The organism is Ruminococcus gauvreauii (assembly GCF_025151995.1).
GTDB classification, from domain to species: Bacteria; Bacillota; Clostridia; order Lachnospirales; family Lachnospiraceae; genus Ruminococcus_G; species Ruminococcus_G gauvreauii.
Map to the genome: position 1 here is coordinate 1848914 of NZ_CP102290.1, position 24613 is coordinate 1873526.

The following is a 24613-nucleotide window of genomic DNA, read 5'->3' on the forward strand; positions in this document are numbered from 1 at the left end:
GCTTCGCAGCCACCTGTTACAACATACTATCATACGCGTTCCCTGTAACGGGGGAATTCCGGCATATCTTACTTGGGAATGACTATCCTTTTCAGACTGGCAACTCAGGAGTGATTTTCCTCTGTTTCTACTGATACCGGTCTTTCACCATCTCCGGCTCGCTTTCAAACTTCAAAACAGACTACTGTCTCCGTCTCAGTTTTTTAATATTACGCTGATACTGACGGCTGACAGCCGGTTTATCCGCGCACTTTGCTATATTATACGTATATTATTTACAGATTGTCAATGGTTAATCGCTGTTTTGCCTCTTTCTTTTTCTGTCTCCGTTTCCTTTTTAAGATATCTCGCTTTTCCCGGATCTCAACCGCTTCATCTTCACCGGCAAGCTTTATGGTTTTCACGACATAAAACTTTCCGTCCTCTGCCTTCTTCATCCGAATCTTGCCTTTAAGGTAACCGTGCTTTCCGCAGTATGCCACACAGTAATAATTTTTGGAATTGATGGAGAACCATCGTATTTTTTTCCGAACGTTTTTACCGCACAGGAAACACCTGCTGGCACTGATCTCACGTTCTTTCATCGCATCTTCCTTGCTCTCAAATTCCCGTGAGATATATTTTTCGTAACCCTCACTGATGACATGAATCTCTTCTTCCCTGGACTGAGGATTCTGGTAACAGTCGATCGAATCATTCATCCGAATGACCTCCTCATCAATCCGTGCCAGGATATCAGCAGTATAATATGCATCTGTCAGCGCATGATGAAAGTCCCTTGTCTTTGCAATATTCAGGTAATCGATCCCGTATTCCAAAGACCGCCTGCTTTTACCGTCCTCATATTCCATGCTGAATAATTTCTGAACGTCATAGTACCGTATGGGGCCTTTGAGCAGATCCAGCAGGCCGTAATATTTCATATTTCGCTGAAGTTCTGTCAGATCCATGCTTCCCCAGGAACAAAACCTGTAGTCTTCACCGCACCACTCCAGAAAATCTTTGACCGCGTCGTAAAAAAAGTCTCCGGATTCCAGCATCTTCATACTCATACCCAGGATTTCTTTTGTTCTGTAATGTATCCTTTTATAGACCATCGGGTGAATCAGCCGGTGAAATTCCCCCAGCACATTTTTTTCCTCATCGAGCTTTACCGCTCCTATTTCAATGATTTCAAATGGAAGGCGGGGGTTTTCCCTGTCTTTTCCATATGGGCACTGATTCCATTCCAGGTCGAATACAATATAATTCATGACGATGTCTCCATTCTATCCACTGCCATAATCGAAAAAGCATCTGTGTCTGCATGGCAATGTTCATCAACGCTTATATCGTAGCATAGATGGAATAAGGAATCAACTTTTGTTATTTTTATGCCTTTAATACGTATACGTATGTTCCTTCTTTTTTGGATATCTCACACTCTTTCACCACACTGAATCCATTCCCGCCCGCCATTTGCCTGATCAGACCGCGATTGTGCGAATAGAGGATCAGCGTTGCATCTTCCTTCAGATGCTGTTTAATGGAACGAAAAAAGCGCTCATATAGTTCCCGGATTTCTTCCTCGGTCGTTCTCCCCATCTTAAACGGCATATCAGTGATCACCTCGTCAAATAAATGCTCGTGTGTGAAGCGAAAGAAATCCCGGTTAATGTAATGAATGACCTGATGCGCTGCTTCTGTATTGATCTTTGCTTTGTCAACCGCTTCCTCCAGAATGTCCAGGCCATATGAGGTATTGGCGGGCACCGCTTTATGACGCTCTATCAGCATCGTTCCGACTCCGCAGAAGGGATCCAGAACCTGTGCGTCTTTCTTCATGTATTCTTTTGCGAGCGCCACGGTCAGCGCAGCATTCACCGGTCTGATGCTCATGGATATCACTTCCCGGCGATAAGAAAACCGTTCGTCTCTCAGCGTAAACAATTTCACCAGCATGTTGCAGTTTCCTTCTTTATTTTCAATCAGGCGAAGCTCCACTTCGTAATTCGTAGTGCTGTTGATCAGCTTTCTGCCGGACAGCTTCTCGATCTGCCCGGACAGCTTCTTCACAAACATGCTTTTTTCATCCAGCGGGCGTTTGCTCTTGAACTCAACGCGGAAATAATATGGTTCCTTTCCCCCGTGGCTTCTGTTTAAAAAGTTCAGAAGATCTGACGCCACGATCGTATCAGCCGCCACTGCCGCATCCATCCTGCAGCTGGCCATGCCCCTGATGACGAATAAAAGTTCCTGATAAGTCCGAAGGTCCCGGACCCAGCGCAGGTTCCCGACTTTTGCTCTGACTCCCGCTCCGAATATCCTGGTGCTGGCACCCGGTTCCAGTTCCTCCAGTTCTGTTTTGGTAACTTCAGCAAAGTTTCTGTTCGTCAGCAAAATAATATCATAGGATTCATCCCATCCGTTAAAACTGTGCCGAGAAATGCCCTCGATACCGACGATCAGTGAAGTCAGTTCACGCATCTCTTCCCTCATGTGTTTTTCAGTTTCGGTTTCAGATTTCTCTGCAGACAGAACTTCCAGCCGTGCTTTCAGCTTATCCAGATAATCACTGCAGTCAAAGTTCCTCATAGCCGTCAGATAGGAGCTTCTGACAAATCGCTGCTGCTCTTTCTCATATGCCTGATAAACCGGCAGCAAAAATTCCTGTTTCCCCAGATCCCCCATCAGCAAAGCCGCATTCCTGCGTGTTTTGGCATCCTCTGCGTTTAATAAATCCGCCAGCCTGTCCTCAGTTCCTGCTATCATATCAAGCATCCGCATCCGGTTTCCATCATTTTTTAATTCCTGTCTCAGTCTGCTTAAGTTCTGTCTCACTTCCTGGTTCCCCAGGATCTGTTCCCAATATGTTCTTATCATATGTCTCCTGTATTTCAATTTTATTTTATTCTTGTCTATTACTATAACATATTCTTTCTACATACATATCATTGAATTTGAATGCTCTGCAAAATTGCCGGTATAAAGCTGGTAATATTTACCCTTTTCTTCAATTAGCTGTTCATGTGTGCCTCTTTCGATGATGCGTCCCTGCTCCAGCACCATGATACAGTCTGAATTCCTTACCGTCGAGAGACGGTGCGCGATCACAAATGTTGTCCTGCCCTTCATCAGCTCATCCATCCCTTTCTGAACCAGAGTCTCTGTACGGGTATCGATTGAGGAAGTGGCCTCATCCAGGATCAATACCGGGGGATCTGCAACTGCCACTCTGGCAATCGCGAGCAGCTGACGCTGGCCCTGGCTTAAGTTTCCCCCGTCCCCGGTCAGCATGGTCTGATATCCATGTGGAAGGTGTTTGATAAACACGTGGGCATTCGCGAGTTTAGAAGCGGCAATACACTCTTCGTCCGTGGCATCCAGTTTCCCATAACGGATATTGTCCATAACCGTTCCTGTGAATAGATGCGTATCCTGCAGTACCATGCCCAGCGAGCGGCGCAAGTCCGCTTTTTTTATTTTATTGACGTTTATATTATCATATCGTATCTTTCCGTCCTGAATATCATAAAACCGGTTGATCAGATTTGTTATTGTGGTCTTTCCTGCCCCGGTACTTCCCACAAAAGCGATTTTTTGTCCCGGTGTCGCATATAATTCGATATTGTGAAGGACCGCTTTATTTTCATCATATCCAAAATCCACATCATGAAATGTCACATCTCCTTCCAGTTTCACATACGTCACTGTTCCGCCTGCCTGGTGAGGATGTTTCCATGCCCAAATCCCGGTTCTCTTACCCGTCTCGCATATTGTCCCGTCCGCTTCTTCCCTGACATTCACCAGTTCCACGTAACCATCATCCACTTCCGGTTTTTCATTCAGAAGATCAAAGATACGATCCGCCCCCGCCATGCCCATTACGATGCTGTTCAGTTGCTGGCTGATCTGCCCGATTGGCATCGTGAAGTTTTTGTTTAAGGTTAGAAATGACACCAGAGTGCCCAGAGTCAGTCCAATATGTGTGTTGAGTGCGATTACAGCACCCAATACTGCACACAGCACATAACTGATGTGACCCAGATTAGCATTGACCGGCATCAGGATATTCGCAAATTTGTTTGCCTGATAGGAACTTTCCCGCAGCTCGTCATTGATTTTCCGAAAGTTCTGAAGCGCCTTTTCCTCGTGACAGAATACTTTTACAACTTTCTGCCCCTCCATCATTTCCTCAATATATCCGTTGACCTGACCCAGATTCTGCTGCTGCCTGCCAAAATACGCTCCTGACCTGCCGCTCAGTTTTACCGTTGCAAACAGCATGAACGCCACCACAACGAGTGTTATGATCGTTAGCGGCACATTTAAGACAATCATACTGATCAGCGTGCTGCAAAGTGTCACGGCTGAATTCAGTACCTGCGGAATACTCTGACTCATGAGCTGTCTTAAAGTATCCACGTCATTTGTATACACCGACATGATATCCCCGTGCACATGCGTATCAAAATATTTGATCGGAAGAGACTCCATATGAGTAAACAGTTCAATACGCAGATTTCGCAGCGTCCCCTGTGATATATTAACCATGGTGCGGTTATACGCGTACGCGCACAGGACTCCTGCCGCATAAATTCCAGCCAGCGACAACAGTGCCTTTGCAAGAGGTCCGAAGTCAGGGCTGGCTGTCTGTGTCATGGGGACAATATAATCATCGATCAGCTTCTGCATGAACAGCGTCCCTTTCAATGTCGCGAGTGCCGTGCCCAGGATACAGAGCACCACCGCCGTAAATGCAAGCTTATAACTTTTCACCATATAGGCGAGTACCTTTTTTAGCGCTTTCATAGTCTCTCTGCCTTTCATCACTGTTCACCACCCTTTCCTGATATCTGGTCAAAGTCACCGCCGCCCTTTATCTGTGTATGATAGATCTCCCGATAGACATCATTTGATTTCAACAGATTTTCATGCGTATCCATACCGCTGATCTTTCCGTCATCCAACACCAGAATCCGGTCAGCATCCTGCACACTCGAAATACGCTGGGCAATAATCAGTTTTGTGACCCCCGGTATCTTCTCGGCAAATGACGCTCTGATCTTCGCGTCTGTGGCGGTATCCACCGCGCTCGTGGAATCGTCCAGGATCAGTACTTTTGGCTTCTTCAGCAAAGCCCTCGCGATACACAGCCGCTGCTTCTGCCCTCCGGATACATTTGCGCCTCCCTGCTCTATATAAGTATTATACTTTTCCGGAAACCGCTCTATAAATTCATCTGCACACGCCTGTCTGCATGCTTCGATACATTCCTCTTCTGCTGCATTTTCATTCCCCCAGCGCAGATTCTCAAGAATCGTGCCGGAGAACAGCACATTTTTCTGAAGAACCACCGCCACCTGATCTCTGAGCGTCTCCAGATGATAATCTCTTACATCTTTTCCGCCGACATATACGGAGCCTTTTGACACATCATAAAGCCGGCTGATAAGATTCACCATACTGGACTTTCCGCAGCCGGTACCCCCGATGATCCCGATCGTCTCAGCTGCCTGTATGTGCAGATCGATATCCGACAGCGCCTCCTCCTCACTGTCTGGTCTGTATGAGAAACTGACATGATGAAAATCAATGCTTCCATCTGCAATTTCCTTCACCGGATGAGGCGGGTCCACGATGTCAGGCGTTTCATTCAAAACCTCCGATATACGCCTTCCGCTTGCCATACTCATCGTGATCATAACAAATACCATCGACAGCATCATCAGCGACATCAGAATCGACATTATGTAGCTGAACATGGAGGTAAGTTCACCGGTAGTCAATCCCCCTGTTACAATATACTTTGCTCCAAACCATGACAGCCCGATGATACAGCCGTAGACAACCAGCATCATCACGGGATTGTTGAATGCCAGAATCCCCTCCGCTTTTATAAACAGCTGGCAGAGATTCTGAGCCGCTTTTTCAAACTTTTGATTTTCATACTCCTCCCTGACATATGACTTTACCACACGAATGGCGGACACATTCTCCTGTACGCTGACATTGAGGGCATCATACTTCTTAAACACTTCATCAAACAGCTTTGTTGTCCTGAGCATGATCAGGGCAAGAACAGTGCCAAGCACTATGATTGCCACGACAAAGATCAGACTCAGTTTCATGTTGATGATCATGCACATCACCAGGCTGCTCACCAGCATCACAGGAGACCGCACTGCAATTCTCAAAATCATCTGATACGCATTCTGTACATTTGTCACATCCGTTGTCATTCTCGTCACCAGACCTGCCGTGCTGTAACGGTCAATGTTAGAAAATGAAAAGGTCTGTATGTTTTCATACATCCCATCCCGCAGATTACCGGCAAATCCGGCAGATGCGCTTGCCGCATATTTTCCGGCCAGAACCCCGAACAGCAGACTGAACATGGCAAGAACCAGCATCAGTCCCCCGTACCTGTACACATTACTGATATTCTTTGCCTCTAACCCACGGTCGATGATCATTGCCGTGATAAATGGGATCAGCACCTCCATCACAACCTCGAGGGCCGCGAAAAGGGGGGACAGCAGGGAATCTTTTTTATATTGCTTCACCTGCCCTAATAATGTCTTTACCATAATTTCCTCCATATATCTTTTATAAAATCAATATTACTTTAACCATTTTATTCTGTTTCAGGTTGTAAGTGAAATTCAAAAATGTTATTATTAATAAGGTTATTTTATTAATATTATTTTTGTTTTTATATTAATTTTTAAAAAGAGGGAATCGTTTTTATGAATACTGTACAACTGGAATGTTTTTTAGCTGTGGCGGACAGCCTCAGTTTTGCAAGAGCTGCAGAAAAGCTGCATATTACACAGCCTGCGGTCACACATCAGATTAATTCTCTGGAAGCAGAGCTGAATATACGTCTCTTTAATCGTACTACCAGAACGGTTGCCCTTACCTCTGCTGGCTGGAATTTCATAGGAGATGCCAGAAACATTTTAAACCTGATGACATCAGCCAGGGTTCGTCTTACAATTCATTCTGAAAGCGACAGCTTTCCGTTTGCTGTGGGATGCCCCTCCCCTCAGGAGCTGATGATTTTACCATCCGTCATCCGTACTCTGCACAATGAATTTCCGGCCATGCATCCCATCATCAAGTCAGCTCCTCTGCCGGTACTTCAAAATCACCTTGAGGATCATTCTATCGATGTGCTGCTGTGTTATAAAGAAAAAAACAGCAGGCGTAAGCTGGGAACTTATACGGAGCTCACCAGAACACCTGCTGTCTGTGTTATGTCACCCTACCATTCGCTTGCATCCAGAACGCACGTCACTGCTGACGATCTGAAAGAAGGACCCGCGATCGTCTGTGACCTTCGGCAGAATCCGCGTGCAGTCACAGATCTCCAGAGTACCATTCCCGGTACCCGCCCTTCCTCTGAAGTCTATTTTTGTGAGCGGCTGGAAAACGCACTCGTTTTGCTCAAGGCGGGAATCGGCTTTACGCTGCTGCCTGATATCTTACCGCTAAGAGACCCAGAACTGACCTACCTTCCGTTAAAAGGAGGTGCGGTCTCCTCTTATGGTATTTACAGCCAATCCGTAAAGAATAAGGCGGTTACGAAGAGATTTATTGAATTAATGAAAGATTATTTTAACAGCGGTTCTTAATTTAAATAATTCCGCTGGAAGACGTAAGTGACATGCTTCCACAACAGCTACAGGTCTTGCTGGACGGATAGAATCGGTCTACTTTGACCAGATGCTTTTCCCTTTTTTCCAATTTACAGGTGAGCATCTCCACAAAACTTCCATATCCGTTGTCCATGACACTTTTTCCAAAATGCAGTCCCTGGCTCAGATCTTCTACACACACTGCATCCATTTCCTCTGCCAGACGGTAACTTAGCTTATGATGGAAATCCTTTCTTTGATTTCGAATCTTCCCATACACTTTTCCAACTTTCCGTTTTTGTTTCCCATAGTTCCTGCTTCCTTCTTGGCAATGGGAAAGTTTTCTCTGTTCTCTTGCAAGTCTTTTTTCCGATTGGCGGTAATACATGGGATACTCTGCACAAGTTCCATCCGAGAACACACCAAATACTTGCATGGTAAAGTCTATCCCCACTACCTTTTCCAAATGCTCCTGTTGTTCCACTACTTGGTTTTCATCCTGAAACAGCAGACTTATAGTCATCTGGTATATCCCTGTGTACTCGGATACGGATGGATGTGAGTTTGGGAATTTCAAGTGTTTCCTGAATAATTTAATGTTCCCATTTACCACATTTGTTGTATATGCTTTTGTCCCCCGATGCTTGGATTTGAACTTCGGGAACCCACTTTCTTTTCTTCGGAAGAAGTTCAGGTGCGTTCAGCAACGCTCTGGTGATCAGGTTTTTATTGAACTGACTGTTCGTTAGCGTTTTTATATTACTGCCATCTTTAAGAACAACCAGACGTTTAGAAAGCATCGTTGCATATTATTATTTTTTGGTTATTTTTACTTATAATTAACCAAACAAAAAAAGATGGATCACCATCTTTTTTTCAATACGTATTACTGTTTTTCCCCAATCGAAACCACCGCATCACACGTCAGTTCGAGCCATGCATGGTTGACAGACATGATGATAACCGAAATCTTTAATCGCGTCAGATCCTCCAGAATCTCCCGGAACTCCATGATCGTTGACTCATCCAGTATGATAAAGGGATTGATATAAATAAAGACCTGCGGTGTGACACAAAGCCATTTCGCAGTGATCACCTTTAACTGATCGATCAGTGTGATTCCTCTTAAATTCTTTCTGTTTTTATATTGTTCCATCAGATATTCTGAATGGATTAATGCCAAAGAATAATGCGCCATATGGCGCTGCAGCCTTTTATTGATAATCCCCAGTGCATTGCTGACTTTATCATTCGCCAGGTATGTAATATTGTCGATCAGGCTCATATCCTTATAGATTTTATCCGGTCTGTATCCATTCATTGAGACTGCTATATCGGTGCCGTCTTCACTTTTTCCAGACAGCAGTTCCCATCTTTGTTTTCCAACCCGCATCAGATAGTCCCCGTCCAGGCTCCACACGCCCAGGATGTCTCCTCTGTCCATTGAGAATTCTAATTCTTTCGTCTTAATGGTCAAAACAGACTTTTTTAAACCCTTACCCGCCGGTTTTTGAGCCGCCGCCGGAGAATAATACCGCGTGAAATTATGAACCGTAATTTTGTTCCGCTTCAGGATTCCGGTTGTCACTCCATTCTGCAGAATGATCAGCGAATCAAAAGAGGCAAACAGCGTGTGGTAGCGGTTAGAAAAAAGCAAAACGCTGATATTCTTTTCGTGCAAAAATTCAATCATTTTCTCAATGTCTTTGAAACCATTTTCACCGATCTGATTAAACACATCATCAAATACAATTAACTTTGCCCCTTTCTGAACTGCTATGATGATCTCAAGGCATAGTATTTGACAATAAGACAAGGATTTTACGCGCGCTTTCGGCGAGATGTCCTTCATACCATATTCCTTTAACAGTCTGGATACTTCCCTGATCAATACCCTGTCCCTGATCCAGACATCGTGGATCAGCCCCGGGATGCTGAGAAACAGATTCCTTGCCACCGTCATATTCGGAATCAGATCCATCCTGGATGCAAGATAATAGATTCCGCCGTTTGCGAGATTTTCAGGAATATTTTTACCGCATAATACTTCATTTACAAATATCTTTCCGGTGTCCGGATTGTCACCTCCAAAAAGGATATCGATCATACATTGCTTTTCCAGCGGATTCGAAAGCAGCGCCGCCTTTCTTCCGGGCAAAACCTGAAAGGATACCGACCGCAATACATTCTGCGAATGATTACTTTTACTTAAGTGTTCGATTCTCAAAATCTCACCTTGCATATCTGATTCTCCCTGTCATACGGCATTGTAATCTCAAAACAACTTCCGATCCCCTGAGTGCTGTACGCCGTGACTCCATATGTTTCGCCGTAGAGCAGCTTAATTCTTGCATTCACATTGACGATTGCAATGCCGCTCCCCTTTTGAGATTTCACACTCGAACCGCTCTTTCCATACTCGTTGGAGTACAGTTTGTCATTTAGCAATGCCAGCTGTTCCGTAGTCATTCCGCACCCATCATCCGTAACAGAAATAATCATTCTGTCACCAACGGTGCTGACGTCGATATCAATGTGAAAATCCTGAACATTATCTTTCATACCATGTTTCACGGCATTTTCGATAAACGGCTGAATGATCAGTTTAGGGACCCGGCAATCCAATAATTGCTCCTCATTATTTTGAATGGTTACATTCAAAACAACCTGATTGTTTAGACGGTATTTCTGTATCGCCAGATAATCTCCAGCCATTGCCAGTTCTTCTCTTATCATAATGATGTCATTTTTCTGGCTGATCGTATATCGGAAGATTCTTGACAGGATTTCTATCATATCCGCTGCAATCGGTGCCTTTTCCTGCAGAGCATACCCCCGTATGGAATCCAGCGTATTATAGAGAAAATGAGGATTGATCTGACTTTTCATACTGTCGAATTCCGCCTGCTTTCTCATCAGCTGATTCGAATACTCCGTATCCAGCGTGTGATCTACCATATCAAGAATAAAACAAAGATATTTGATATAGTCTTTATCGATCTGTTCCGGGACACTTAACGTATAATGTTCTTTTATCGCGTCTATCTTCGTTACAACTTTGCAAAACAACTGTCTGTATATGCAAAACCCACTGACGCATACAATAAAAATCCCCGACAGCAGTATACCGTTATGATAATAGATTCCCACTGCCAGAAGCAAAAGATACGGTAGCATAAACAGGTATTTTATTGGAAACCTGGTCCTAGAACTTTTCACATTTATTCCCTCTAATATTTTCTGTTCGCATGAATCTTCCTGTATTCTTTCGGTGTTATTCCAACATACTCTTTAAAGGTTCTGCTGAAATACCTCACGTTGTGATAACCAACCTTATAGGTGATTTCATTGATATTGATTCTCACATCAAGCAGAAGTTCCTTTGCTTTTTCCATTCGCAGATCCGTAAGATATGATGTGAAATTTTTCCCGGTCTCTTTTTTAAAGATAATTCCAAGATATGCCGGCGTAATAAATACCTGTTCTGCAGCCTCCTCAAGCTTCAGCTGTTTATCGTAATTCTGGGAAATGTACTCCAGAACCCGTTTCATAATCAGCGAACCCTCCGACTGTTCGTCTTTTCGAAACTTCAGCATGCCTGCAGTCATCTTCTCCGGTAAAGAACTGATAATATCACAATATCTCGAACATTTATTGAGCTCCGTCGATAATTCCTGGTAGATATCCATAAACTCATTTGGAAAATTTCCTTTTTGCTTGACAACAGAAAGTACATTTAACATTACTCCCCGGAGCGTTTTATACACGGAAACGTCTTCCCGTTTACAAAAGTTCAATACATCCTGGAAAATAGCCGATATGTTTCCCCTGACTTCTGTGAGCTCATTGCATTCCACTTTTTCAACCAGTCCGTGAAGAAGGGGCGCAGGCAGCACATATTTACTCCCCTCCGCACTTCCATGATAACCAGACTCATGGATGTCCAACACCCGGTCTGCGCCTCGGACAATCCTCATATCCAGTAGGTGGAGTGCTGATTCAAACGAATCCGGCAGCTCACAAACATCTGAGACTGTCTTTCCAAGGCATACGGTAATACCGGTGTCTGCATAAGCCTCTGTCAGTTTTTTCCCCCTTACCAGCACCCGCTTGCACAGAGCTCTCATCTCATCTGTTTTCTGTTTACTTTCTTCGAGATTTAATATAACATAGATATTTTCCTGATGTTCCGCCACACTGACTTCACAGCAGATATCAGAAAAACATTCTCTGATAACGATCATGAGGCTATCTGTAATATGATTTCTAATACCAATGACAATGTCCGAATAATAATCAACCTTCATTACGACGGAACAAAAATACCCCTCCTGAAAAGAATAAAAATAATCCCGGTTGATCTGTTGTACAGTCATACCATGAAAATCAACATCCCGGTATAAGATGCTCATAATAAATGAGGTGCGGATTTTTTCTTTATGGTTATCTGAACTTTGCAGCAGTGTCCTCTCACTTCCATCTTCAGAAATTTCTCTGGCCAGCTGCGCCAGTGATTTGTTCAATTCGTTGGAATTGATCGGTTTTAACAGATAATCTCTCACACCCAGTTTAACTGCTTTTTTTGCAAACTCAAACTGTGCATATCCCGACACAATGATAAACTTAGGATTCACGTGCTGCTTTTGTACCCTTTCAATTAGCTCCAGGCCATCTATGATCGGCATGGTAATATCCGTGATCACAATGTCCGGACGTTTTTCCATGATCATGTCGTATGCCATCTGTCCATTTTCCGCATAACCCGCCAGTTCCAATCCCAGTTCATCGTATAAAATACAGCTGTTTAACAAGAAAAAAATACTTTTTTCATCTTCAACGATCAAAAGCTTTTGCATATTTTCACCTCTCAAATCATGCAGAGACAGACCACAAACAGACTGCAAAAGCACTGTTTACCAATCTTTTTTTTATACTATCACATTAATCAAGTAAACTCAACGAACTCAATACTGGTATATTTTACTGTGAAAGTCCCGCCGGGCAAATGGAAGGAGGAGTACAATCAGCCTTCCTCACTGATTGTACCCCTTATGAACTTTTATAAAGCTTAAACTACACGCTATCCTCTGACACGGGAGTTTGAAACGTCATAGAAGCAGCGTTCGGTCAGAATTGCTCCCGTATTGGAATTACCGATCACAGCAACATTTCCTACCTCAGCCTTATCGGTATCGATCAGGGCATATCCTATATTCTGGCCAATCGTATATCCATAGGTAAACATCGTAACCTTACCCACATTCCTGCCGTTGACTTTTACGTCATCTCCAACCTGAACATTCGCAGAAACTTCCGGTACCAGAAAACCAACCAGGGAACGTTTAACTCCTTTTTTCTTTGCCCGCCGAAGGGCTTCTTTTCCGACAAACTCTTTATTCCAGTCAACCGTCCATCCAAACCCTGCCTCCAGGGGATTTGTTCCCGCCAGATCACTCATCAGAACATATCCCTTCTCACGCGGGATACTTGTTACGATAACATCCGTATTGATTTTTCTGATACCGCAGGCACGTCCATATTTCTCCAGCGCCTGTTCAATGTGGGCTGCATCCGACGGCGCACAGTAAATCTCATATCCCAGTTCTCCTGTATAGCCGCTGCGGGCAATCTTAACCTTCATGTCATCGATCTGATTATCCTCAATGTGAAAATGTTTCAGTTCATCGATCGGATTTTTCAGGATCTGGTTCATCACTTCCCTGGAGTTTGGTCCCTGTACCGCATACATGGTCGTAATGTCTGTGATTTCTTTGTAAGACACAGCCTCATAAGTGCGGTTCCGGTCAAACCATGCGATCAATTCATCAATGTACAGTGTTGATATCCAGTATGTATTCGCATCGATATGGAACACAATCACATCATCAATGATCTCTCCGCTTTCGTTCAGCATTGTCGTATATTTTGCGGTTCCTGCACCTGCACCGGATATATTGGCAACAAACATCTTATCCAAAAATGCCGCCGCATCACTGCCTGTCACTTTCAACAGTTTGTGTGTGAAATCATAATATCCCACTTTATTCCGAATTGCCTCATGATCCTTCTGCTGCTCACTTACCGCTTTTGTTATGTTTTTTTTTAATTGTTTCTTCAGATCTGTTGTATCACTGCAGATTTTTTTCAGATGCTTTGTTAATTTCTTTTTTACCTTTGCATTAGAAATCGGATCCGGATCCCGTTTCCATTTGTCATTTAACTTCAGGATTTTTTCCTTGGTTTCGGCGTCGATCTTCCCACGTCTTTCCTCAGAATCCATCCATTCCTCAAATGTACCGATCCAGCGCTCATCACAGCCGATATCATCCGGCGTCGGGTAGACCCGTTTATCCATACGCGTATAATTCAGACGCGGCGGGTTCCCCTTGATAGATACTTCGAACAGAAGATCAGCTGCTCCAAGACCCGGTTCATGCGGTGTGACTTTGTCCCGCTCCATATAGTCTGTCTTAACGCTGACTGCCACGATCTCGAACACATACAGGGTGGAACCGTCTACGCGTACGGTTTCGATCACTTTTGCCTCCAGATTTGACACGCATTCTGCGATGCCATACGGTTTTACTTTCTTAGACGGGAGCGGTGTCAGCCCTGCCACGTCGATTTCATTGATTCCTTTCGGCATTGGCAAACCAACAATGGTACTCTCACGAAGCAGTTCATATGGATAATAGCTGATGACGCATTCTCCCGTTTCATCCAGGTTCTTTCTTCCATCACGGTCATTGTTCATCGCAAAGGCATAGCACCATCTCATGTTAGGCGGCGCAGACTGGAATGCTGTTCCCATGGACACAGGAGTACAGTTTACATTGCCCTTCTTATCCATCGTCGTAACAAAGTAACATGCTACCGGCGGCTGAATCCATCTGTGACTGAATCCTGTCGTCTCATATGTTTCCAGGCACTCGGTGAAATCCCCTTTCTGCTCTCTCTCGGTCTCTTCAAATATTCTTTGTACATCAAAATACGAAAAACTCATCTTTTTTCCTCCTGTTTCGTTTAATTTGCGGATCACCAGTTATCCATTTTCATCGATGTTTTCTTTTATTAATTTTTGTTTTCTATACTAATTACTTAAGTTAAGCTTATTATAGGATGAACATTTAGTTTTGTCAATGCTTTTTTCTTTGTTTTTTCACTTTTTCCCTTTTCCTGTTTATCATCGAACAACCCGCATGTTTTCGCTTAATTTTTGTTTACTAAACTCTTAACATTTGATTGACTATCCCTGTTTCCTACGATATAATAATGTTGAATGAAAAGGAGGTGACGACCTATTACCATTCGAGAAATTGCAGCACAGTTTGGGGTATCCCCCTCCACAGTTTCCAATGTGCTGAACAACAAAAACGGGGTGCGCGGCGAATTAAGAGAAGAGATCAAATCTGTTTTGCTTCATAACGGCTATACCATAAAGCATAATCCAACGCTTATTTCTGCAAAACCACGGAATCTTTTATTTCTCTATTACCAAAGCGCTAATTATCAGTCTCTGAGGAACAATGATATTCTTCCTCTTACGCTTCACCAGATAGAACAGTATTGCCAGGCGGGCGGTCATCGTTTTATCTTCAAGCAGGCAACCTACCATACCCTTGACTCCATGCTGGACAGACAGAATCTGCCGGAGATAGACGGCATCCTGATGCTCGGGACAGAATATTATCATAAACCGTCTTCCGCATTCTATTCCTGTGGAAAGCCCATCGTCATATTGGACGGATTATGTCCCGAAGATCCCATCAGCACCGTCAATATCGATAATACTTATGGTGTCTGTCAGCTGATGAAACATATCTGTGACATGGGACACAGACGGATCGGTTATATCAAAAGCCGCATGCCCTTCGGCTGCCTGCGGGACAGGACAAACAGCCTCTATGCAACATTGTCCCGCTTTGACATAGCGCTTGACAAAAAAGATATTCTGGAGGTAAGCGCTGACTCCGGGTTAATTCAGGATGAGGTCACGCACTTTTTTTCAAATGCAGAAGATCTGCCCACCGTTTTCTTTGCCGACAATGACTTTCTTGCAGTTTCCTCCATACAGGCCATCACACGGTTAGGATATTCCGTTCCGGATGATATATCGATTGTTGGCTTTGATGACCTGGATATTTGTACTTTATTAAAGCCGCACCTTACCACCTCAAGAGTAGATTTCGGCGCCATGGCACGGGCAGCCATCAGACATCTTATGAATCTTATTGAGGATCCGGGGCTTCCCGTAACAAAGCTTACCGTAACAACAGAATTTGTCGAACGGGATTCTGTGAAAAAAATCGTATGAGGAGGCAATTATGACGATAAGAGAAATCGCAGCCGAACTAAACATATCACCTACTGCTGTTTCTTATGTACTCAACAACAAACCCGGAGTTCGTAAAGAACTCCGGGAAAAGATCACAAAGATTTTGATACAAAACGGTTATTCCATTAAAGAGGATGCCGCCCAGGACCTAAAAAAAGTTCCTGATCTGCCGAAACAACAGACTATTTTGTTTTTATATTATATCAGCGAGCGTTATCTGTTTCTCAGAAACAACAATGTATTAACACTCTATCTCAATGCCATTGAAGAAATCTGCAACAGACAAAGCTGCAATGTCATAACCAAAAGCGTCACCGGTGATTTTCTCGGTGATACACTGACAAACACGGATGGCATCGACGGTGTGATACTTTTGGGAATTGAGCTCTACGAAAGGGTTATTTTCAACCGCTTTATGTGCCGAAAACCCTTCGTCCTTCTCGATGGCTATTTTCCGGAATCTCCTATCGACAGTGTCAATGTGGATAACTATATTGGTCTGTATCAGGCAGTCGATTACCTTTATAAAAAAGGGCATCGCAGGATCGGACACATCAAAAGCAACATGCCCTATGGATGTCTGCCGGACCGCTGGCGCTGCTTTTACGAAATTTTGGATTACTTTGGAATGCCTTTTTCCAAAAACTATCTGGCGGAGGTAAGGATGCAGTCTGAGTTCTTGCAGGAAGATCTGCAGAAGTATCTGAGGGAAAACAAGGATCTTCCCACCGTTTTTTTTGCAGACAATGATTACATGGCCATCTCTGCCATGGCAGGGATGCAGCAGGCAGGCTACTCCATCCCGGACGATTTCTCCATCATCGGTTTTGACAATGCTGACATATCAACCCTGCTGAAGCCTAATCTGACCACGATCTCTCTGGATTTCCGCGGAATGGCGGCTGAAGCCGTACAACGCCTGTTCCGGTTAATGGAGCAGCCGGACCTTCCGATCGTGAAGAGTACGATCTCTCCTGTCTTTGTGGAGAGGGAGTCCGTAAAAGACTTAACTTAAAAGCGTAAGCGATGAATTGACAGCTCATCGCTTACGCTTTCTTTCAGCCTATGTGATTTAAATCCTTTTCTTCCTGAAATTCTTCAGTGCGTCCACATACATCGCCGCGAAGATCACCAGACCTTTCGCAAACGGATAGATATAAGGTGAGGCGCCTGTGAGTGCGAGAATGTTATTGATCAGATACAGCAGCACGACTCCGATAAATGTCCCGGGAAAAATATTTCCGCGTCCCCCAAGAAGACTGGTGCCTCCCATCACACACACCGTGACGACGTCGAATTCCATCTCGTTTCCGATGGTTCCGCTGTAAGTGCCTACCTTACAGCAGGCGACGAACCCCACAAAAGCCGCACATATTCCTGACAGAATATAAACCGCCATCTTCACTCTCTTTAAGGGAAGACCGATGCGCTTCGCCGACTCCTCGCTGCATCCGATTGCGTAGCAGTACGCTCCAAATCTGGTTTTTCGCAGCACACACTGGAATACCAGCAGTATGATCAGCGACACAAGGATCAGGATCGAGATACCTCCAATCCTGGAATCAGCGATCATCTTAAACTCAGGGGGAAGGCTGGTCTGAGCGCCGCCGTTTGTGATGTTCAACGCGATTCCGCGCAAAAGTATCATCATACCCAGGGTCGCCAGCATGGAATTCAGCTTGCAGTAGGTAACCAGTACGCCGTTGATTGCACCGATAACCGCACCTACCACAAAGATCAGGATCACCATCTGGGCAAAACCGGCGCCATGATTCATTGCATAAACCGCAATTGCAGAGCTGCAGAGCGCCACCGAACCCACACTCATATCCATATTGCCTGTGACGATGACAAACGTTCCGCCGGCGGCAACCACCAGCAAAGTCGTTGCCCCCCACATAATCTGCATCAGATTATCTCTGGTCAGAAAGTACGGAGAAATGATTCCACAGACTATGAACATGACAACAAATAAAATATAAAACCCATAGGAAAGCAGGAAATTTGAGACATCAAACTTCTTTTTCACTGTAATCGCTGCTTCATTCATGTGCATCTCCTCCACCAAGTGCTAATTCCATCAGGTTATTATTGTTAATATCAGATCCTTCCACACTCTCAACGATCTTTCCACCCTGAAGAACAATGACTCGATCCGATAAATCCACCATCTCATCGACCTCCGATGAGATGAGCAGGACAGAAGTCCCCTCTGCCGCTATTTTTTTGATTGTTTTGTAGATTTCCATTTTGGAACCGACATCAACGCCCCTCGTCGGCTCGTCCAGGACCAGCACCGGCGCTCCCTTGTTCAGCCATTTTGCGAAAACTACTTTCTGCTGATTTCCTCCGGAGAGCTGAGACGCACGGGTCTTCTCGTCCGGCACTTTAATATTCAGCTTCCTGATCAGATCCCTGGTCTCCTCTGCTTCCTTATTTACATTAACAAATTTTAACCGTTTGGAACAGTAGCTGTCCAGCTTAGCCGCCGTACAGTTATTTGTAATATCCATATTTAAAAACAGACCGTCATAATGTCTGCTCTCAGTTACATAGCCAATCTTTTTAAGAAGGGTATTTTTCCTGATTTTTGTCAAAGTCCCCCCTTCCTCCTTAAAAAAAACATCTCCTGCATCGGCACGATCCAGGCCAAGCATGGCACGCACCAGTTCCGTACGGCCAGATCCCATCAGTCCCCAGATCCCCAGAATTTCACCTTTTTTTAATTCAAAACTTACCCCTCTCAGCAGATTTCCGCTGATGATCTGATTGACCTTTAAAATAACCTCATCGGTCGTGTGAGCCGCTTCTTTCTTCTCAGCCGCAGCCGGTTTCTGTCCAATGATCATGGTCACCAAATCCGCTTTCTGAAGTCCCTCTACCACACCGGTACCGCTCATCTTTCCGTCGCGAAGCACCAGGTAATCATCGCATAATACTGTGATTTCATCCAGAAAATGTGAAATATAGATGATGATCTTTCCTTCATTCTTCAGTCTGTTAATCACCTCAAAGAGTTTATTTTTCTCATGCAGGCTTAAGGAAGAAGTCGGTTCATCAAAAATAATGATATTGGCACCCATAGCCAGGGCACGGGCAATCTCCACCATCTGTCTTGCGCCGATGGTGATGTCTTCCATCGCAGAGTGGGGGTTGATATCATTTGCCCCGAGGAGCCCCAGGTATTTTTTTGCCTCTTCTTCCGCCTTTGCATTGTCAGTCAGAACAGGCACGGCACCTTTAAACAAGTTTCCGATAAAGACGTTCTGTGCAACACTCATTGACGCGAAAAACAATGGTTCCTGATGAATAAATGCGATCCCATTTTTTTCTGCATCCTTAGGCGAATTCATCGTAATACTTTTTCCATCGATCAGAATTTCACCCTTATCCTGCTTTAAAATTCCACCGAGAATATTCATCAGTGTTGACTTTCCTGCACCGTTGATTCCGATCAATGCCAGTACTTTTCCGGGTTCAGCCTTTAAAGTAACGTCATCAAGGGCTAAAACGCCAGGAAACTGCTTTGTTATATGATTCATCTCCAGCATAATTGTCCCTCTCAATCTCTGTTTCTTAAACGGTCTAATGCAATAATAATCACAATCAGAACACCCTTGATGATCAATCCAACATAATATGTATATCCCATCAAATTAATAAAGTTACTGATCACTGTGATAAACAGTGCTCCCAATACAGATCCCAGTATATTTCCTTTTCCACCTGATAAACTTGCGCCTCCGATGACTGCAGCGCTGATCGTATCCGTCAGCATGGTATTTCCGACCATTGTGGCCCCTGCCATATTTGTACGTGCAGCAAGCAGAATTCCTGCCATACATGCATAGATGCCCGCTATAATATATGTACAGAAGATATACCGATCTGTTCTGATACCGGAAACCCGGGCTGTTTCTTCATTCTGACCGATCATATAAAAAATTCTTCCATACTTTGTTTTCTTAAGAATCATGTGGCTGATCACCGCCACGATAAAGAAGATTGGAATCGAGATGGGTACAATCCCTATTTTAATCCCGAGAAACAGAAATACATCCGGGAGTCCGAAAACACTTTTTGAATTTGTTATCATAACAGCGAAACCATTGGCAATGATCTGTGTAGACAGCGTAACGATAAATGGAATCATCCTGGCTTTTGCGACCGCCACACCATTGATCATTCCGAATACCGCTCCGACGCCAAAAATGATCAGGATACCAATAAATACATTTCCTGTCTTTGACATGAACAACGCCCCCGGTATTGTCGCCGCCATCAGTACGGCGGGCATTGATAAATCAATGCCCCCGATGATTAAGATAAACGTCATTCCCAAACATAACATACCAACGGTCGTGAGCTGTTCCAAAACATTAATAATATTATTCAGACTTAAAAAATTTGGTACTGCTGCAGAAAGTATAATCACAAAGATCACTGCCGCTGCTGCCGTTGCCAGATCAATGGCTTTCTTTCTATCTGACAACACTGTCTGCATCCAATTATGAACCGGTTTCGCCGTTTTAGCCGTCTGACTACTCATATTATTTCCTCACAATCCTTTTGTTCCTGATGATCAGCTCCAGAGCAGTTTCGTCAGCTCTTCGTCCTGATAGTTTTCACGCGTATATACTGGTCCTTTTACGTAAGTTTCTTCCACTTTTTCACCTTTTGCCAGTGCGATACACTGATCCACGATCGTCTGGGACATATTGACAATGTCCATCAGTGAATCTGCATCAACGTATCCTTCGCCGATTGCATCCAGTCCTTCCTTGTATACATCTGTTGCAGCAAACCAGATATGTCCCTCTTCTCCGTTTTTGATCCACTGATTTGTTGACTGAAGAGCAGCTTTTGCCGCCGGAAGAAGGAAATCAGACGCGATATAGATGCAGTTTACATCCGGATTCGCTCTCATCGTACTTGGCAGATTGGATTCCAGCCAGTCCGGATCCCAGTCGGTGTCAAGGTCTGTGACAATTTTGGCACCTTTATCCGCATATTCATCAACCGCCCGCTTCACACCGTTGATACGGTCAACAGAATTCTGGTCAGAAGTGGAACCGCTGCAGACAACCAGATTCAGCTCGGTTTCTCCTGCTGCAATCATCTGATCAAAAATTGATTTTACGGAAGCATACCCCTGGTCTTCCGCATCGACGCCCACGAAGGTATCCGGTTTATACTGCCCGTCCGGATTATAAGGTCTGTTCTGAATCATGACCGGTATTCCGGCATCCTGGCATTCTTTGATCATCGTATCCGTCGCCGCCACATCCTCCGGACAGATGCACATCACATCGACTTTCTGGCTGATCAAATCCTTTACATCTGAAATCTGTTTGCTGACATCGTTATCGGCAGAAGTGACGATAAATTCAACTTTCGGCGTGCTTTCTGATCCAAACTGTTTTGTATATTCATCGGTTTTAACAAATACGTCGTTCATCAGTGCATTGAAAGACATTCCAACTTTAATCGTATCACCCGAAGAACTTTCTTCCCCTGCTGCTTTGTCGGCTCCTTCTGATGTTCCTTCAGCAGTGCTTCCATTTTCCGCAGACTGAGATTCCTCTTTTGATCCGCCCCCGCATGCCGCCATTGACAAAACCATGACTCCTGCCATCAATAATGCGATTATTCTTTTTTTCATAGCCAACCCTCTCTCATCGTTTGTTTTCAACTGTTATTATGTACATTTTCGCTTGCGATATCGCTTTTGTTTTGTATGATTTATATTAACATCGACTTTTTTGTTTGTAAACATTATTTATATTTTAGCTAAGATTAAGTGCACTAATTATTAGATTTAGTGCACTTTACCCAATCTCAAAATTCCAATCTATTCCGGTAAATAAAAAAACACCGAAAAACTTGATCTACCAAGTTTTTCGGTGTTTTCTGAAGCGTCGCTAAGAGGATTTGAACCTCCGGCCTACCGCTTAGGAGGCGGTCGCTCTATCCAGCTGAGCTATAGCGACAGATAAAAATGATATAGCAACCAATCAGCTGCTATATCATTATACTATTTTACGCTGCCTGTTTCAACAATTAATTGAATTTTTTATGATTTCGAATTATCTTTTAATGTGCATGTCCCTCACCGTCCAGATACTTCTGCATCTCTTCCATCTCCTGTTTCTGCAGTGAGATAATATTCCTGGCAAACTCTATGACTTCCTCATCTTCTGTGTTGTACACGATCGCCTCAGCCATATCAATTGCCATCTGATGATGCATGGACATTCCCATGGCAAAAGCAGTGTCCAGATCCCCCGCATTTGTATCGCTATGGCCTTCGTGATGCTCCAGCATCATTTTATTGTATTTCTCAAGGTAATCCTGTTCCTGATCAAAATCCGTCCGGCCGGATTTTTCGATTCTTTTTATCATATCGTTCATCTGATCAATTTCCTGATCCTGTGCACTGATGATATCATTCGCCATCTCACTGAATCTTGCTTTATCTCCGGCATGCTTCAGGTAACTCCTCGACATATCAATCGCGGCCTCGTGGTGTGGAATCATCCCGTACAGAAAGTCAAGAGATGCGTTGCCGGTGTCTTCCACATTGTCCATATTTTCCATCATCAGATCCATGTATCCCTTTTCTTCCGTGAGGTAGGATTCCAGTTTACTGTCATCTTTTTTCTCACACCCAAACAGAAAAAGCATCATACAGGTCAATATGGTAATAAATAAATATTTCTTCATGACAAACCTCCGAAAACTATTTACCCATATTATTGACCATATACCATTTCTTATGTATCACAGAGGAAAATAAATCCTGCCGGACAATATCTTACAGACTCTCCGTGACGAGCTTCACGGCAGAGCTGGTTCCCACGCGGCTGCATCCGGCGTCAATAAATGCCTGAAGGTCATCGACGGTGCGAACTCCTCCCGCCGCCTTGATCTTCACACCGGGACCGATATACTTCTTAAACAGTTCCACATCTTCCATGGTGGCGCCGCCCGTTCCAAATCCGGTAGACGTCTTGATATAATCGGCGCCCGCATTCGTCACAGCCTTACACATGGCGATCTTCTCATCCTCCGTCAGGTAACATGTCTCTATGATAACCTTCAGAATCTTATCTCCCACCGCTTCCTTCAGTGCGGCAATTTCTTTTTCCACCTTATCATAGTCACCATTTTTCACATCAGTGATATTGACGACCATATCGATCTCAGCAGCTCCGTCCGTCAGCGCTTTTTTTGCCTCTGCAACCTTTGCTTCCATCACGGAATAACCCAGCGGAAATCCCACAACCGTGCAGATGTTAATCTTATCTTTGTATTTTTCATGAACTCGTGCAATATAACACGGCGGAATACAGACGCTTGCCGTCTGGTATTTGATCGCCTCCTCACATAATTTTTCAATATCTGTCCACAATGCATATGCCTTCAACTGTGTATGATCCACATAATGCAATAATTCCAACGTTTTCATGTTCATCCTCCTGTTTCATCTTCTTATCTCGTTATAAAACCCAATGCCATCCGTTTTGCCGGAAACTCCAAGCATCTCAAGCACCGTCGCCGCAATATCTGAAAAACTGCTTCTCGTCCCCAGATTACAGTTTGTCCGGACTGACTTTCCGTACACAAGCAGGGGCGTATACTCTCTTGAGTGGTCCGTACTGGGAGTTCCGGGATCACAGCCGTGATCACCGGTGATCATCAGGACATCTCCTTCTTTCATCCGGTCCAGGAATCCTCCCAGCCATCCGTCAAACTCAGTCACCGCCTTTGCATAGCCGTCGATATCGTTGCGGTGCCCGTACAGCATATCGAAATCCACCAGATTGACAAAACAAATCCCCTGGAAATCCGTTTCTGCTATTTCAGATGTCTGTCTCATACCGTCGTCATTATTTTGAATCGAAGAAGTCTTTGTGATTCCTTTTCCTGCAAAAATATCGTTGATTTTCCCCACCGCAATCACTGACATACCCGCGTTCTTAATATAATCCAGCATGGTATCCGAGGGCGGTACCAGAGAAAAGTCATGGCGTTTTTTTGTTCTCTCAAAATGAGGTGCCTTTCCGATAAACGGCCTGGCAATCACCCTGCCCACTCCGTGTTTTCCCTGCAGAATCTTTCTGGCAATCCTGCAGTATTCATAAAGCGTCTCCACAGGTATGATGTCCTCGTGAGCAGCAATCTGAAAGACGCTGTCCGCAGAAGTATATACAATCAACTTACCGGTCTTCATGTGTTCTTCCCCGTAATCCCTGATTACTTCAGTGCCGGAATACGGACGGTTGCACAGGATTCCCCTTCCGGTGGCTTTCTCAAATGCATCCAGCACCTCCCTGGGGAACCCTCCCGGATACGTCGGCATCGCCCGTTCCGATATGATTCCGGAGATTTCCCAGTGCCCGATCGTGGTATCTTTTCCCCTGGAAGCTTCTTTCATACGAGCAAAAGCTCCTGCCGGAGAATTTTCACTCTCGCAGCAGGATACTCCCTCAATATTATAAAGACCCAGTCTCCTCATATTCGGTGTGCAGTACGCTTTGGAAGCGGCAATCGTTCTCAACGTATTGCTGCCCTCATCCTTATAATCTGCCGCATCCGGCATCTCACCGATTCCAAAGCTGTCCAGTACAATCAAAAAAACACGCTCTATCTTCATATT

19 protein-coding genes and 1 tRNA gene are annotated in these 24613 nt (G+C 44.3%); 3 read left to right on the plus strand and 17 right to left on the minus strand.

Annotated features, from left to right (window positions below):
* Positions 1–275 precede the first annotated feature (275 nt).
* The 4 genes from NQ502_RS08890 to NQ502_RS08905 form a co-directional block, all read right to left on the minus strand.
* Entirely contained in the window at positions 276–1253 is a 978-nt protein-coding gene (locus NQ502_RS08890) for a 3'-5' exonuclease (RefSeq protein WP_028528275.1), read from the minus strand.
* A gap of 118 nt (positions 1254–1371) precedes the next feature.
* Positions 1372–2862 carry a TRM11 family SAM-dependent methyltransferase gene (locus NQ502_RS08895; protein ID WP_028528274.1) on the minus strand — a complete coding sequence of 497 codons (1491 nt, stop codon included), beginning with the start codon at positions 2860–2862 and terminating at the stop codon, positions 1372–1374.
* A 57-nt stretch (positions 2863–2919) separates the two neighbouring features.
* Entirely contained in the window at positions 2920–4809 is a 1890-nt protein-coding gene (locus tag NQ502_RS08900) for an ABC transporter ATP-binding protein (RefSeq protein ID WP_044983163.1), read from the minus strand.
* Positions 4809–6569: an ABC transporter ATP-binding protein gene (locus tag NQ502_RS08905; protein ID WP_028528272.1), complete on the minus strand. Its 1761-nt coding sequence runs from the start codon at positions 6567–6569 to the stop codon at positions 4809–4811. The genes NQ502_RS08900 and NQ502_RS08905 overlap by 1 nt, the downstream gene beginning before the upstream one ends.
* Positions 6570–6728: 159 nt before the next feature.
* Between NQ502_RS08905 and NQ502_RS08910 the strand changes: the two genes are divergently transcribed.
* On the plus strand, positions 6729–7616 hold the full coding sequence (locus NQ502_RS08910; RefSeq protein WP_028528271.1) for a LysR family transcriptional regulator: 888 nt from the start codon (positions 6729–6731) through the stop codon (positions 7614–7616).
* Position 7617: 1 nt separating this feature from the next.
* Here NQ502_RS08910 and NQ502_RS08915 read toward each other — a convergent pair whose 3' ends face one another.
* The 5 genes from NQ502_RS08915 to NQ502_RS08935 form a co-directional block, all read right to left on the minus strand.
* Positions 7618–8313 (minus strand): RNA-guided endonuclease InsQ/TnpB family protein, encoded by a 696-nt coding sequence (locus NQ502_RS08915; protein ID WP_242830255.1) that lies wholly within the window; start codon positions 8311–8313, stop codon positions 7618–7620.
* Between the two features lie 192 nt (positions 8314–8505).
* Positions 8506–9861, minus strand: a complete 1356-nt coding sequence (locus NQ502_RS08920) for an ATP-binding cassette domain-containing protein (protein WP_148511914.1) — start codon at positions 9859–9861, stop codon at positions 8506–8508.
* Positions 9843–10838, minus strand: a complete 996-nt coding sequence (locus NQ502_RS08925) for a sensor histidine kinase (RefSeq protein WP_049898094.1) — start codon at positions 10836–10838, stop codon at positions 9843–9845. Before NQ502_RS08925 ends, NQ502_RS08920 begins: the two co-directional genes overlap by 19 nt.
* 11 nt (positions 10839–10849) lie before the next feature.
* A complete protein-coding gene (locus NQ502_RS08930) occupies positions 10850–12475 on the minus strand; it encodes a response regulator transcription factor (protein ID WP_028528269.1) in 1626 nt (541 codons plus the stop codon).
* Between the two features lie 224 nt (positions 12476–12699).
* Entirely contained in the window at positions 12700–14622 is a 1923-nt protein-coding gene (locus NQ502_RS08935; protein WP_083963233.1) for a flavin reductase, read from the minus strand.
* A gap of 312 nt (positions 14623–14934) precedes the next feature.
* Here NQ502_RS08935 and NQ502_RS08940 point away from each other — a divergent pair, with 312 nt between their 5' ends.
* Positions 14935–15933: a LacI family DNA-binding transcriptional regulator gene (locus tag NQ502_RS08940; protein ID WP_260046746.1), complete on the plus strand. Its 999-nt coding sequence runs from the start codon at positions 14935–14937 to the stop codon at positions 15931–15933.
* A gap of 10 nt (positions 15934–15943) precedes the next feature.
* On the plus strand, positions 15944–16969 hold the full coding sequence (locus tag NQ502_RS08945; protein WP_028528266.1) for a LacI family DNA-binding transcriptional regulator: 1026 nt from the start codon (positions 15944–15946) through the stop codon (positions 16967–16969).
* A 57-nt stretch (positions 16970–17026) separates the two neighbouring features.
* On the opposite strand, the gene NQ502_RS08950 is transcribed toward NQ502_RS08945, so the two are convergent.
* The 8 genes from NQ502_RS08950 to NQ502_RS08985 form a co-directional block, all read right to left on the minus strand.
* Positions 17027–18004 carry an ABC transporter permease gene (locus tag NQ502_RS08950; RefSeq protein WP_028528265.1) on the minus strand — a complete coding sequence of 326 codons (978 nt, stop codon included), beginning with the start codon at positions 18002–18004 and terminating at the stop codon, positions 17027–17029.
* Entirely contained in the window at positions 17997–19505 is a 1509-nt protein-coding gene (locus tag NQ502_RS08955; protein WP_044983162.1) for a sugar ABC transporter ATP-binding protein, read from the minus strand. The genes NQ502_RS08950 and NQ502_RS08955 overlap by 8 nt, the downstream gene beginning before the upstream one ends.
* An 11-nt stretch (positions 19506–19516) precedes the next feature.
* Positions 19517–20503 carry an ABC transporter permease gene (locus tag NQ502_RS08960; RefSeq protein ID WP_049898093.1) on the minus strand — a complete coding sequence of 329 codons (987 nt, stop codon included), beginning with the start codon at positions 20501–20503 and terminating at the stop codon, positions 19517–19519.
* Positions 20504–20536: 33 nt separating this feature from the next.
* Positions 20537–21616, minus strand: a complete 1080-nt coding sequence (locus tag NQ502_RS08965; RefSeq protein ID WP_028528263.1) for a sugar ABC transporter substrate-binding protein — start codon at positions 21614–21616, stop codon at positions 20537–20539.
* A gap of 254 nt (positions 21617–21870) precedes the next feature.
* Positions 21871–21944: transfer RNA gene (locus NQ502_RS08970), tRNA-Arg, on the minus strand.
* Between the two features lie 103 nt (positions 21945–22047).
* Entirely contained in the window at positions 22048–22677 is a 630-nt protein-coding gene (locus NQ502_RS08975; protein WP_044983161.1) for a DUF305 domain-containing protein, read from the minus strand.
* A 91-nt stretch (positions 22678–22768) separates the two neighbouring features.
* Positions 22769–23422 carry a deoxyribose-phosphate aldolase gene (gene deoC, locus NQ502_RS08980; protein ID WP_028528261.1) on the minus strand — a complete coding sequence of 218 codons (654 nt, stop codon included), beginning with the start codon at positions 23420–23422 and terminating at the stop codon, positions 22769–22771.
* 15 nt (positions 23423–23437) lie between these two features.
* Entirely contained in the window at positions 23438–24610 is a 1173-nt protein-coding gene (locus tag NQ502_RS08985) for a phosphopentomutase (protein ID WP_028528260.1), read from the minus strand.
* Between the last annotated feature and the right edge of the window lie 3 nt (positions 24611–24613).